The organism is Aquimarina spinulae, assembly GCF_943373825.1.
GTDB lineage: Bacteria > Bacteroidota > Bacteroidia > Flavobacteriales > Flavobacteriaceae > Aquimarina > Aquimarina spinulae.
In genome coordinates this window covers 60,791-72,835 of record NZ_CALSBP010000002.1, presented here as the reverse complement: position 1 = coordinate 72,835, position 12,045 = coordinate 60,791, and the positions used below count along the sequence as shown (strand labels likewise).

Genomic DNA, 12,045 nt, shown 5'->3' with positions numbered 1-12,045 from the left:
TAAGTTTCTGCTTATAGGTATACTTATTTTTTTAACCCTTCAAATTTTAAAAACATGTAATCTCTCATTATAGATTCTAATGTTTCTTCAGTCTGATCAAAGAAATTATCGTCAGTAATTAATTGCCTGATAAAGTATTCATCTAATTTAACAAGAAGCTCAGATGATATGGGCTTAAAGATATTGTTTTCTATTCCTAGGATGTAAAATTGTTTTAGATCTTCGAGTAATGCACACAAAAATTCTTCAATAATTTTCCATGCTGTGGGATAATGTTCTTGTAATTGTCTTAAAAAAAGAGAAGAAACGTCCTTAGCTCCTTCCATAAGAATACGCCCTAGAGTTTCACATCTGTAATCTAATTTCAAAATTTCTTCTGTAATCTGATTTTTATACGTGTATAAATAATCTATTCTTACTTGTGTGATATATTCAAAAATCTCTTCTTTTGTAGTAAAATATTGATAGATAGTAGATTTACTTTTTTTCATAAGCAAAGCCAGGTCATCCATAGTTAGTTCACCTAAATCTGCGGTCTTCAATTTAGGGAGTATTGCCAGGGTCCATTGTTCTACTTTTCGGTTCTTTTCTTTTCTATTTTTGAGTATAGATTTTCTTCCCACGTTTGATAAGTTTACTAAAATCAAACTACTTAGTATAAAGTAGTTCTGCTTTTTTGTTTTCCGTTTTTCAAACTTAATCGTTTACAACATAAATAACCAAAAAGTTATGTGAAAATATGCATGAACAAAGGTTAATCCTTGTATTATTTTTTATATAAACAGTATGAAAAATTATAAGATTACAACGATGTAGAATAACCTTCTTCAGAAAAAACGCTATTCCCATAGTACTTGAAGAGTTTACTATTGAGGAAAGGAGATTAATAATTTTAGTGACTAATACTGTAAAAATAAAATTATAGGTTTTGACTATTTTATAATATTGACTATTAGCTATTTGTAGTTTTTTTGAAATTTTATCACTTTTTGGTTACGTGTCCCTTCTTTTCTATACGTCATATTGATAAATGAACAAAGGTGAAGCATAATGCTTTATTCTCTAAAAAGTAAAACATATAATTTTTTATTACAATGAAGAAACTTTTATTAGTATGTACATGTATTAGCATTTTCGGAATCGCATCAGCACAAAAGAAGACATCTTTTGGGTTAAGAGGCGGAGTTAATATTTCTAATCTTTCCGATTCAAATTTGGAAACTAAACCAGGAGTTTATTTAGGAGCATTATTGAACATCAGATTCTCAAAACTTTATGCTCTTCAACCCGAAATCGGATATTCAAATCAAGGAGGTAATACTAAGTTTTCTACTGGGAGCGATGTCGAAATTCATTATCTTTCAATATCTGCAACAAATAAATTTTTTGTTAAAAATACAGGCTTACATTTTTTAATTGCACCGGGTATTGATTTTGATGTAGATGATACTCCGGTAGGAATCGTAAACAGGGATGAAGGTAATGATGTTACTTTTATTGATGTTTCGATCGCGGTTGGTTTAGGATACGAATTTAAAAATGGCATAGGGGTAGAGGCCAGATATAAAAGAGGAACTGTAGATGTTTTTGATGGAGATTTTCACAATTTTTCACAACAATCTCTTTATAAAGAAAAAAACCAATTTAACGAAGTTTTGCAAGTAGGGATATCATATAGATTTAATTTCTAATTGTTTACTATTAATGGGGTATTAGAAAGCAAATTTCAATACCCCTTTTTTATATTCTGCATTAGATTAAGAAATGATAAGAGAAGGGGGGGGGTAATTTTTGTAACATATACTCGAATTTTTCGTTCTTTGAGAATAGTAATGTAATTTTATCTTTGCAAGATATTTGATAGCATAATTTTCAAAACCAACGTTTGGGTGATCAACTTATCATAGAACAAATCAAAAACAAAAATGTCAAAGTTTTTGAATCTGTATTTAAGCAATATTTTAAAGTACTTACCATATATGCCAAAAGGTATGTTTTGGATCTGGATACAGCACAAGATATTACACAAGAAGTGTTTATAAAACTCTATGAAAGAAAAGATGAACTTATCATCCATACTTCTTTAAAATCATTCCTATATACATCTGTAAAAAACCGATGTTTTGATTATATCAAAATTCATAATATTCGCCAACAACATAAGGATATCATTCAAAAAGAATCGCCTATTCTTATAGAGGAAGACGATGCAGAAATAGAGAAAACAGAATTACAGGAAAAAATCTATAAAGCTATCAAGACCCTTCCTGATCAAAATCAAAAAATCTTTATGCTTAGTCGGTTCGAAGGGAAAACAAACCAAGAGATTGCCGATGAGCTTAATATTAGCAAAAGAACAGTAGAAACTCATATCAGTAATGCCCTTAAAAAAATAAAAACATTAGTTTTAGTTGTTTTTATGATGCTGTTTATCAGTTATTTATGATTTATTTTTCATTTTTTTTACTTTCAGTTACGTGTAACTTCTTTTCTATTCGTCATATAGGTAACTAACTATACAGAGATAATGTAAAATGCTTTGTTGTAGAAAGAAAAAATAACATATAATTTTTATTAAAATGAGATCTGTTATGAATATGCACAACCAAATTAACTTAGAATATGCTTTAATTAAATATTTTTCGGATAAAGCAACACCTGAAGAAGAAATTTTTGTACAACAGTGGGTTTCTGAGAGTTCTGACAATACTTCATATTATCATAAGATTCAACGATTATGGATTCAAAGAATAGTGTTATGATATCGCTTAGAATATAAAATCAATGATTTGATCATAATAGGTGTTTTGAATATATAATCATTAAACTTTTTAGAAAATTGAAAACAAAACAAGTAATTCTTGCCTTTTGGGTGATACTTATGGGCTTTAGTAAAATATTTAGCCAACAAAAAACAGTAGAAAAATATACAATTAGTGGGTATGTAAAAGAATCAGGTAGTCAGGAATATTTACCGGCTGTATCAATTTATATTCCGGGTAGTGCAGTGGGGACTACTACCAATGACTACGGATTCTTTTCACTTACTATTCCTGAAGGAAGACATGAATTGATTGTGTCTTTTATAGGATATGGAACCATTAAAAAATCGATTGATCTTACTAGTGATCTCGCACTTAATTTTGATATGGAACTAGAAACCGAAAGCCTTGATGAAGTTATTATAGATGGAGACAGAAGAGTGAATGAAAGCCAGGTAACTCAAATGAGTGTTGTGTCTATAAAACCTTCAGAAATAGAAGATATTCCCGCTATTCTGGGAGAAAAAGACGTAATCAAAGCATTGCAGTTATTGCCAGGAATTCAGCGAGGTAATGAAGGAAGTGCAGGGTTCTTTGTAAGAGGAGGGACTCCGGATCAAAACCTGATCATATTAGATGAAGCTCCTGTATATAATTCTAACCATTTATTTGGAATATTTTCGGTATTTAACGGAGATGCTATTAAGTCGATAGAAACTTTTAAAGGAGGGTTTCCGGCAAGATTTGGTGGTAGATTATCTTCTGTACTCAAAATAGATACAAAAAACGGAAATAAAGAAAGGCTGAGTGGAAAAATAAACGTCGGGTTAATATCTTCATCTCTATTGGTAGAAGGACCAATCAAAAAGGGAAAAACTTCATTTATTTTTAGTGGACGAAGAACATATGCAGATCTATTGTCTAAACCTTTTCAAAAATCAGATCTAAAAGCGGGATATTACTTTATGGATCTTAATTTTAAAATACACCATGTTTTTAATGAAAAAAATAAACTATACTGGAGTAATTATTTTGGACAAGATAAATTCCATGCGGTCGAAAAGGAAGCAGGAGACGACTTAAAAACAAAATTGTTCTGGGGTAACATAACCTCTACATTACGATGGAATCACCAATTTAGTGATAAGTTTTTTTCTAACACTTCTTTAATTTTTAGTAATTATAACTTTGGAATTAAAGTTGATGAAAAGTTTCAGAATGAAATTTTTAAATTGAAAACAAACTCGGGAATCAATGATTATGGAATTAAAGCAGATTTTGATTACTATCCCAACCCTAAGCATTCTATACGGTTTGGACTGGCATCTACATATCATAATTTTGTACCAAAACAATCCAGGATAAGGGAAACAGGAGAAAGTAATTCTGATATCACACAAAAAATTGAATCTCTAGAGAGCGCTTTATATCTCGAGGATGATTGGAAAATTACCAATACGCTAAGTTTCTCTCCCGGGTTAAGATTAACTCATTTTCAGTTTAAATCAACAGATTACCTTAATCTGGAACCAAGAGCAACTATTGCCTGGAATGTAAAACCCGATTTGGCACTAAAAGCTTCGTATTCCAAAATGAATCAATACATTCATTTACTTTCTAACTCAGGAATAGGGTTACCTACAGATCTTTGGGTATCTTCTACAGATCAATTAAAGCCCCAGGTTTCTGAACAATATGCATTAGGAGTGGCAAAAGATTTTATGGATGATGGGTATTCTATTACTGTCGAAGGGTATTATAAAAAAATGGATGATGTGATAGCATATAAAGAAGGTGCTTCATTCTTGTTATTAGAAGACCTGGGAACAGGAAAAGAAATTGATTGGGAAGAAAATATTACCACAGGCCAAGGATGGGCTTATGGTACAGAGCTATTATTACGTAAAAAAACAGGGAAACTTACAGGTTGGCTTGGGTATACATTATCTTGGTCAGAAAGACAATTTGATGAACTAAATCAAGGGCGAAAATTCTTTGCAAAATATGATCGGAGACATGACCTTTCTTTGGTTGGTATATATAAACCTCATGATCGTATAACACTATCAGGAACATGGTTGTTTTCTTCGGGGAATAACTTTAACCTTCCGGATACTGAGTCTATATCAAACACAAGTAATTTTCCGATAACAATCCCTGATCTCTCTAATGGAGGAACACCTTTTAGTACGGAGCGAAATAATTTTAGAGGAGAAAATTATCATCGTTTAGATTTGGGAATTCAATTTCATAAACGATTTTCAAAGAATAGGGAACGTACCTGGGGATTTTCGATATATAATATTTACGGAAGAAAAAATCCTTTCTATTATTATTTTGATGATGCTAAACTTAAAAAAGTATCAATCCTACAGTTTATTCCATCAATTAATTATACCTATAAATTCTAAAAAGTGAAATCAACAAGGTCAAAATTATTAGAAAAATATAAAGATACACAGATGAAATATTTTCCAAGTATACTATTAATAATTCTAGGCATTTGTTTAGTAAGCTGTGAGACGAGCGTAGATGCAAGTGATTTATTAGAAAAACAAGAGCTTGTAGTTATTAATAGTTATTTATCACCACAAGATACCACACTAAAAGTACAGGTGTCAAGATCTAAATCAAGAGCATCAAGTACAGTTAATGTTAAGGATATGGTTATTAAAGATGCTACCGTAGTGATAACAGATGAAGAAAACAATGAGGTGGCACTTGTATATACAGATGCATCTTTAAGCTACGAAGCACCGGCAAGTGGTTTAGTAATATCACCTGGCAAGAAATACTTTTTGAAAGTTACGGCTCTAGGTAAAGAATATAAAGCATCTTGTACAATACCAACCGAAGCTGTACAAAGGATAGAGAAGGATATTCAGGTAAAAGAAGGTGAGTTCTCTGAGAATCGCTTGTTGAAAGTTACTGTAGGGGATATCAAAAATCAAAACAATTTTTATATCATAGGCGCCATAGTTACTCAGTCTTTTGATAATGGAGGAGACACAACTAGTAACCAGGTAGAAAATATAAATTTCGAGTTTAAACAGTTTGCAACAGATGTAAGTAGAGAAAATTCTGTAATCACAGCAGATGGATTTTTTACTTTATCTGATAATGCATTACCTAATCCCAAGTTAAAGATTCAGGTAGCCAATGCAGAAAAAATATTATACGAAGCGCTAAGAGCAACATATTTAAATGATTTTAATGACGGAGATCCATTTGCAGAATCAGTTATTGCTCCGACCAATATAGAAGGAGAGAATGGATATGGTGTTTTTGCAGGATATCAATTAACAGAAGTGGAAGAAACTTTTTAAACAAAAAAGATAAAATCGAGTAGACTATTATTTAAAAAGCGAACTTAAAGTTGTTTTGACGACATAATCTTAATAATTTATTACTTTTAGAGCCAGATTTTAATTTCAGAAATGAATATCGAACAAGAAGATCATATACTACAACTTTTAACACGTTATTTACAAAATGACGTACAAGATGATGAACGAAAGTTTGTAGAGGGTTGGATTGTCGAATCCGAATCAAATACAGCCTATTTTGAAGATGTTAAACGCATATGGAGTACTTCAGAAAATATAGAGGATTTTGATAAAATTGATGTAGATGAACAATGGAGCAAATTTGAATCTGGCATAAATGCTACAGCAAAGAAGAAACCAAAATTAAATAATGTTTATCTTAAAATCGCAGCCTCTATTGTACTTTTAATTGGTTTAGGCTTTTATTTTAATACATTTTTTAATACTGAAGTAATTTTACTGGCAAAAACAGGAGCAGAAAACAAATTTACATTACCAGATAACTCTATAGTATGGCTTAATGAGGGTAGTCAACTTACTTATAAAAAGGATTTTAAAGGAAATAGCAGGAGGTTAAATCTAAAAGGAGAAGGTTTTTTTGAAGTTATAAAAGACCCCGATAAACCATTTATTGTTATTGCTAATGCCACACAAACTAAGGTTTTAGGTACGTCATTTAACCTAAAAAATAATATTAATACAAAAGAAGTAGAACTTGTATTAGTAACAGGTAGTGTTGAGTTTTCATCAAAAAATTATAAAGAAATTTTAACTCCGGGAGATATGGTAACAGCAAAGGCGAGTGGCAAATTGATAAAAGCTGCAAATGAAAGCCTAAATTTCTTTTCCTGGAAATCTGGGGTACTTAAATTTGAAAAAACTTCTATAGAACAAGTAATTAAAGATATAGAACTGTATTACAATAAGAACATAATTATCGAGAGTAAAGAATTTGCTAATTGTACGTTAACCACTATCTTTGACAACGAATCGTTTGAGGATGTTTTGGAAACTCTTGAAATATTATTTGATGTCACATATGAAAAAACTGATTCGAATACTATTGTTATAAAAGGTGGAGAATGTAATTCTTAAAAACGTTATTCCTTTTGCAAAAATCAAATTGCCGATTTAATTTTCTAGTGAGAATAAAAGTGATTAGAGCCCTATTTGTAGTGCTTTTTATTGGAGGGTTTAGTGGTTATACCCAAGAAGAAATTTTAGATCAAAAAATTAGTTTAGTAAAAGAAAATGTATCTATTGCCAGTGTTTTAGGTGAGTTAGAAACAAAATTAAATTTTACGATAGGATATTCTGATAGCGCAATTGATATTTCTAAAATCATATCGGTTAATGTTAAAGAAAAAACTTTAGCTAAGGTATTAAGAAATCTATTTCCCTCGAAACTCTATCAATTCAAGGTTTTGGGTAAAAAATTGCTAATCTATAAACGTCCAAAAAAGTACACCATTAGTGGGTATATTTCAGAAAAAGGAAGCCAGGAATATCTAGGTAGTGTATCTATTTATATCCCCGAACTCAATACAGGTACAACAACCAATGATTATGGGTTTTATTCTCTTTCTATATCAGAAGGCAATCATCAGATATTAATCTCATTTGTAGGGTATAAAAACATTAAGAAAAACATTGACCTTACCTCTGATATTACGATAAATTTAAATTTAGAACCAGAGACTGAATATCTGGATGAAATCATTATAAATTCTGATCAGGAAACAAGTAAAAGTCAGATTACACAGATGAGTTCTGAGAAACTGAGCCCTTCATTTTTTGAAGATATTCCTACAATTCTGGGAGAAAAAGATGCTATTAAAACCTTACAATTATTACCAGGAATACAATCAGGTAGTGAAGGTTCTACAGGCTTTTATGTTCGTGGCGGAACACCAGATCAAAATTTGATCATACTGGATGAAGCTACAGTTTATAATTCAAACCATCTTTTTGGGATTTTTTCTATATTTAACGGAGATGCTATTAAATCGGTTGAAATATTTAAAGGAGGTTTTCCTGCTCGGTATGGCGGAAGATTATCTTCTGTAGTGAAGATAAATACCAAAAATGGGAATAAGGAAAAATTTGCAGGTAAAGCAAATATTAGTTTGATTTCTTCATCTTTATTGTTGGAAGGGCCCATAAAAAAAGGAAAAACATCCTTTGTAATCAGTGGTCGTAGAACCTATGCAGATCTGTTACTTTTACCATTAATGACCAAGGAAGGGAAATTTGCTTATTATTTCACAGATGTCAATGCTAAGCTTCATCATGTTATAAATGATAAAAATAAGTTGTATTGGAGCACATACTATGGGCAAGATAAATATAGAAATAGAAGCGTTTTTGAGAATGAAAGATCTAAGCAGAAAATACTTTGGGGAAATATAACTTCTACTTTACGTTGGAATCATGAATTTAATAATAAGCTCTTCTCTAATACATCATTAATATTTAGTAATTATAAATTTACAGTAAGTAAAGATGATAGAGGAAGAGCAAATCGAAGTTCTACGTTTAAGACAAGCTCAGGAATCAACGATTATGGAGTTAAGTTTGATTTTAATTACTATCCCACACCTAATCATACATTTAGGTTTGGTATTGGATCGACCTATCATGATTTTACACCAAAAGAAATTAATATTAAAAATATTAATGATGATGAAATTGTAAATACACAAAAAATCAAAAGCTTAGAGAGTGCAATATATATAGAAGATGATTGGAGAATTAATGATAAGATTAGCATATATCCAGGTTTGAGGTTTAGTCATTTTCAGCATAAATCTAAAGGTTATTTTAAACCAGAGATGAGACTTTCTGCTGCTTATAAGCTGTATCCTTTACTTACATTAAAAGCCTCATATGCAAAAATGAATCAGTACATACATCGGTTATCTAATAGTGGTTTGGGATTACCAACAGATCTTTGGGTGTCTTCTACAGAACGATTAAAGCCTCAGCTTTCTGAACAAATTGCTTTAGGGCTGGCAAAGGATTTCAATAATAATATATTTGGATTAACAATCGAAGGGTATTATAAAAAAATGAAGGACATTATAGCGTTTAAAGAAGGTGCTTCTTTTGCAGGTCTTGAAAGCGTAAGAGAAATTACAGGCTTTATTCGAACTGTTGATTTTGTAAATGGTATTACTACTGGGAAAGGTTGGGCATATGGAACAGAATTTTTACTTAGAAAAAAGAAAGGAAAATTAACAGGTTGGTTGGGATACACCTTATCATGGTCGCGAAGACAGTTTAAAGATTTAAATGGAGGAAAGATATTTAATGAACGTTATGATAGAAGACATGATTTCTCTGTTGTAGGGATTTATAAGCCTAGTAAAAGAATAACAATTTCTGGTAATTGGTTATTTACATCAGGGATTAATTACAACCTCCCTAATACCTTAGGAGTAGCTGCAGGCGATAATTTCCCGATAGAAGATGTAAACAATAATGATAATATATTACTATTTAACACCGAAAAAAATAATTTTAAAGGAGAAAACTTTCATCGTTTAGATTTGGGAATTCAATTTCATAAAATCACAAAACGTAATAGAGAAAGAACTTGGGGTTTTTCGTTTTATAATGTATACGCGAGAAAAAACCCTTTTTACTATGAGATTTCTAGCGAAAATCAAAGTTCTCCCAATGTTTTGTATAGAAGATACTTATTTCAGTTTCTTCCGTCGTTTAATTATAGTTTAAAATTTTAGTATATGAAACCATACATTTTATTAATCATAGGTTTTATCGTTCTAGGTTGCGATGATCTAAAAGAAGAGATAAAAAATAGACCAGAAGGAGAGAAGTTAGTTTTGATCAATGGGTTTTTATCTCCAGAAGAAGAAATGATCAAAGTTGAAGTTTCTAAAACAATATCTGTTTTTGATAAACCTTTACAACTCGAACAAGCAGATTTTGTAAATACTTTAATCATTAAAGAAGCAGTAGTAGTTATCAAAAATGAAAACCAAGAAGAAGTAGAATTAAGATATTCTAGCGATAGTAAATTATATCAGATTGCATCTAGTGAATTCTTGATAGAACCGGGAAAAAGATATACTCTAAATGTCTTAGCAGAAGGAAAAGAATTTAAAGCCACTTGCGTTATTCCTGTTATGAAAACAGAAAGCGTATCTGCGGCTATTGGGTTTAGAGCAGCAGATGGTAATGTGGTAGAGAATCTTAATGTAAGTTTTGATGATATAAAAGGTGAAAATAATTTTTATATCATAGGAGCATTATTTAATGTGACGAATAATACAGAAGAAAATCGCTCGATTGTAAATTTTGATATTGAAAGATTTGCCACTGATGTAAATGGAGATGGATTAGGTATATCTGCTAATGGAACGATCTCTAATACAAACGAAAGCTTAGAGGTTACCGTAAAAGTCGCAAATGTAGACGAGCTTATTTTTACCACTTTAAAAGCTTCTTTCTTAAATAAAAATCAAACATCAAACCCTTTCTTTCAGCCTATTATACCGCCTAATAATATAGAAGGTGAAGGAGGTTATGGTGTGTTTGCAGGATTTCGATTATTAGAAAAAACGATGACACTAGGTCCAATTCAATCTTTAGATGGAGTTTGAAAATGCTTGTAAATTAGATACCCTCCATAACCAATAAATAATACGGTTATCATGGCTCTGAAATCCCATTCTGTCTGAGTTTGTAATCTATTATATAATCGTAAACCTCCAAATAAAACAAGAGCAATACCGATCATTAAGTCCCAGGTTTTGCGAGGTGATTTATTTTCGTTTTCCATAATTTTAGGTTAAGTTTTGTTTGATAATTGGAAATAAGTAAACCAATAATTGTTTTTGGTTAAGCCCAAAATTGAGCAATTATTTTTATATATCATTGATTCCTCTTATTTTTAATTTCATTTTTAATTTTTTCAATCCAGTTTTTGTCACTTGGTTTAACAATAATTACTTTGAAATTAAATCTCTCACTTTCGATACCGACACCTTTTAAGTCATCAATATGCAAATCAAAACCAGATGCGGGAGGAAACTTTGATGAGTTTATATTCTGAGATTTTAATACGTTCTGATTTTCCGTTTGGTTCACAATTCGATTAACCTTTATTCCATAATATTTTAAAGTCAGTCTTATTTTCCTTTTAGTTCGAAATGATGTCGTATAGATATGAATTTTATGCCCTTGTTTTTGTAAATCAGAAATCAATTCATGGGTTCCTTTTCGAATTTCCTCGATTCCGAACAGTTTTGCAATTCTATTTCTCTTCTCGGTTTCAAATTCTTTTCCATTTGGAATTAATGTACTGTAAAGGTCAAAACTTATATTCACTGCCAATATTAATTAGGTGATATTTAGTGTGAAATATGTTATAATACAATTTTAGGACACTTTATTGTGCTTAGTTATTTATTTTCCTATTCTGCGCTCAAATTTTATTTTTCTAACCCCAAAGTCAGTATCCCATTGTTTAACTTCTTTAAAACCAGAGTTTTTATATAATTTAGTAGCGGGTCTGTTTTCCAGTCCAGTTTCAACAACAAACAGATCCGAATCAAATGTATTAAAAACAAATTCCATTAATTTCCGTGCAATTCCTTGTCGGAAAAATTTTGGATCTACAACTAAGCTATTAATGTCTGTAAAATTATTGTTATGTTCTATTTCAATTACTCCAGCTAGCTCCTGATCTTTGAAGTATCCAAAAAACTGTGTGCTACTATTTACATAATTTTCAATAGATCTTTTTAAAGGAGGGAAATCAGTAACATTTAATAATTTTGCCTCAACCTTGTACGATACTTGAAAAACTGAATGTATTTTTTTGGATACTTCTATATCATTATTTTGAAGCCTTTCAATCATCATTTATAAAAGTTTTGTTTTAATTATAACCCTGTAAAATTACAAAACTGAACGTTAATTAAACTACCTGT

Annotated in this window: 12 protein-coding genes; 8 read left to right on the top strand and 4 right to left on the bottom strand. The window is 30.7% G+C overall.

Annotated elements, in window-relative coordinates:
• Window positions 1-23: 23 nt before the first annotated feature.
• Window positions 24-623 (bottom strand): TetR/AcrR family transcriptional regulator, encoded by a 600-nt coding sequence (locus tag NNH57_RS06270; protein ID WP_074410043.1) that lies wholly within the window; start codon window positions 621-623, stop codon window positions 24-26.
• A gap of 471 nt (window positions 624-1,094) precedes the next feature.
• On the opposite strand from NNH57_RS06270, the gene NNH57_RS06265 reads away from it, so the two are divergent.
• From NNH57_RS06265 to NNH57_RS06230, 8 genes are all read left to right on the top strand, one after another.
• Window positions 1,095-1,691 (top strand): porin family protein, encoded by a 597-nt coding sequence (locus tag NNH57_RS06265; protein ID WP_074410042.1) that lies wholly within the window; start codon window positions 1,095-1,097, stop codon window positions 1,689-1,691.
• Window positions 1,692-1,885: 194 nt separating this feature from the next.
• Complete coding sequence (locus NNH57_RS06260; RefSeq protein ID WP_074410041.1) at window positions 1,886-2,446, top strand: RNA polymerase sigma-70 factor; 561 nt, start codon at window positions 1,886-1,888, stop codon at window positions 2,444-2,446.
• Between the two features lie 145 nt (window positions 2,447-2,591).
• Window positions 2,592-2,762, top strand: a complete 171-nt coding sequence (locus NNH57_RS06255; protein ID WP_159099196.1) for a hypothetical protein — start codon at window positions 2,592-2,594, stop codon at window positions 2,760-2,762.
• Between the two features lie 77 nt (window positions 2,763-2,839).
• The gene (locus NNH57_RS06250; RefSeq protein ID WP_234423348.1) at window positions 2,840-5,173 is read left to right on the top strand and encodes a TonB-dependent receptor; all 2,334 of its coding nucleotides are present in this window, start codon (window positions 2,840-2,842) and stop codon (window positions 5,171-5,173) included.
• Between the two features lie 51 nt (window positions 5,174-5,224).
• Window positions 5,225-6,088 (top strand): DUF4249 family protein, encoded by an 864-nt coding sequence (locus NNH57_RS06245; protein ID WP_108807640.1) that lies wholly within the window; start codon window positions 5,225-5,227, stop codon window positions 6,086-6,088.
• A gap of 111 nt (window positions 6,089-6,199) precedes the next feature.
• Complete coding sequence (locus NNH57_RS06240) at window positions 6,200-7,183, top strand: FecR family protein (protein WP_108807639.1); 984 nt, start codon at window positions 6,200-6,202, stop codon at window positions 7,181-7,183.
• Window positions 7,184-7,242: 59 nt separating this feature from the next.
• Window positions 7,243-9,831 carry a TonB-dependent receptor gene (locus tag NNH57_RS06235; protein WP_159099195.1) on the top strand — a complete coding sequence of 863 codons (2,589 nt, stop codon included), beginning with the start codon at window positions 7,243-7,245 and terminating at the stop codon, window positions 9,829-9,831.
• A 3-nt stretch (window positions 9,832-9,834) separates the two neighbouring features.
• Window positions 9,835-10,713 carry a DUF4249 family protein gene (locus tag NNH57_RS06230; protein ID WP_074410037.1) on the top strand — a complete coding sequence of 293 codons (879 nt, stop codon included), beginning with the start codon at window positions 9,835-9,837 and terminating at the stop codon, window positions 10,711-10,713.
• Here NNH57_RS06230 and NNH57_RS06225 read toward each other — a convergent pair.
• The 3 genes from NNH57_RS06225 to NNH57_RS06215 all read right to left on the bottom strand — a co-directional run bounded on the left by NNH57_RS06225 (window position 10,692) and on the right by NNH57_RS06215 (window position 11,977).
• Window positions 10,692-10,892: a hypothetical protein gene (locus tag NNH57_RS06225; RefSeq protein WP_074410036.1), complete on the bottom strand. Its 201-nt coding sequence runs from the start codon at window positions 10,890-10,892 to the stop codon at window positions 10,692-10,694. The two genes, NNH57_RS06230 and NNH57_RS06225, sit on opposite strands and share 22 nt — an antisense overlap.
• 92 nt (window positions 10,893-10,984) lie before the next feature.
• Entirely contained in the window at window positions 10,985-11,440 is a 456-nt protein-coding gene (locus NNH57_RS06220; protein WP_108807645.1) for an HAD family hydrolase, read from the bottom strand.
• 78 nt (window positions 11,441-11,518) lie between these two features.
• Window positions 11,519-11,977 carry a GNAT family N-acetyltransferase gene (locus NNH57_RS06215; protein WP_234423347.1) on the bottom strand — a complete coding sequence of 153 codons (459 nt, stop codon included), beginning with the start codon at window positions 11,975-11,977 and terminating at the stop codon, window positions 11,519-11,521.
• Window positions 11,978-12,045: the final 68 nt, after the last annotated feature.

Coding starts and splice junctions, on each gene's coding strand:
- NNH57_RS06265 (WP_074410042.1), top strand. CDS start 1,095: ATGAAGAAACTTTTATTAGTATGTACATGTATTAGCATTTTCGGAATC.
- NNH57_RS06255 (WP_159099196.1), top strand. CDS start 2,592: ATGAATATGCACAACCAAATTAACTTAGAATATGCTTTAATTAAATAT.
- NNH57_RS06245 (WP_108807640.1), top strand. CDS start 5,225: ATGAAATATTTTCCAAGTATACTATTAATAATTCTAGGCATTTGTTTA.
- NNH57_RS06240 (WP_108807639.1), top strand. CDS start 6,200: ATGAATATCGAACAAGAAGATCATATACTACAACTTTTAACACGTTAT.
- NNH57_RS06230 (WP_074410037.1), top strand. CDS start 9,835: ATGAAACCATACATTTTATTAATCATAGGTTTTATCGTTCTAGGTTGC.
- NNH57_RS06225 (WP_074410036.1), bottom strand. CDS start 10,892: ATGGAAAACGAAAATAAATCACCTCGCAAAACCTGGGACTTAATGATC.
- NNH57_RS06215 (WP_234423347.1), bottom strand. CDS start 11,977: ATGATGATTGAAAGGCTTCAAAATAATGATATAGAAGTATCCAAAAAA.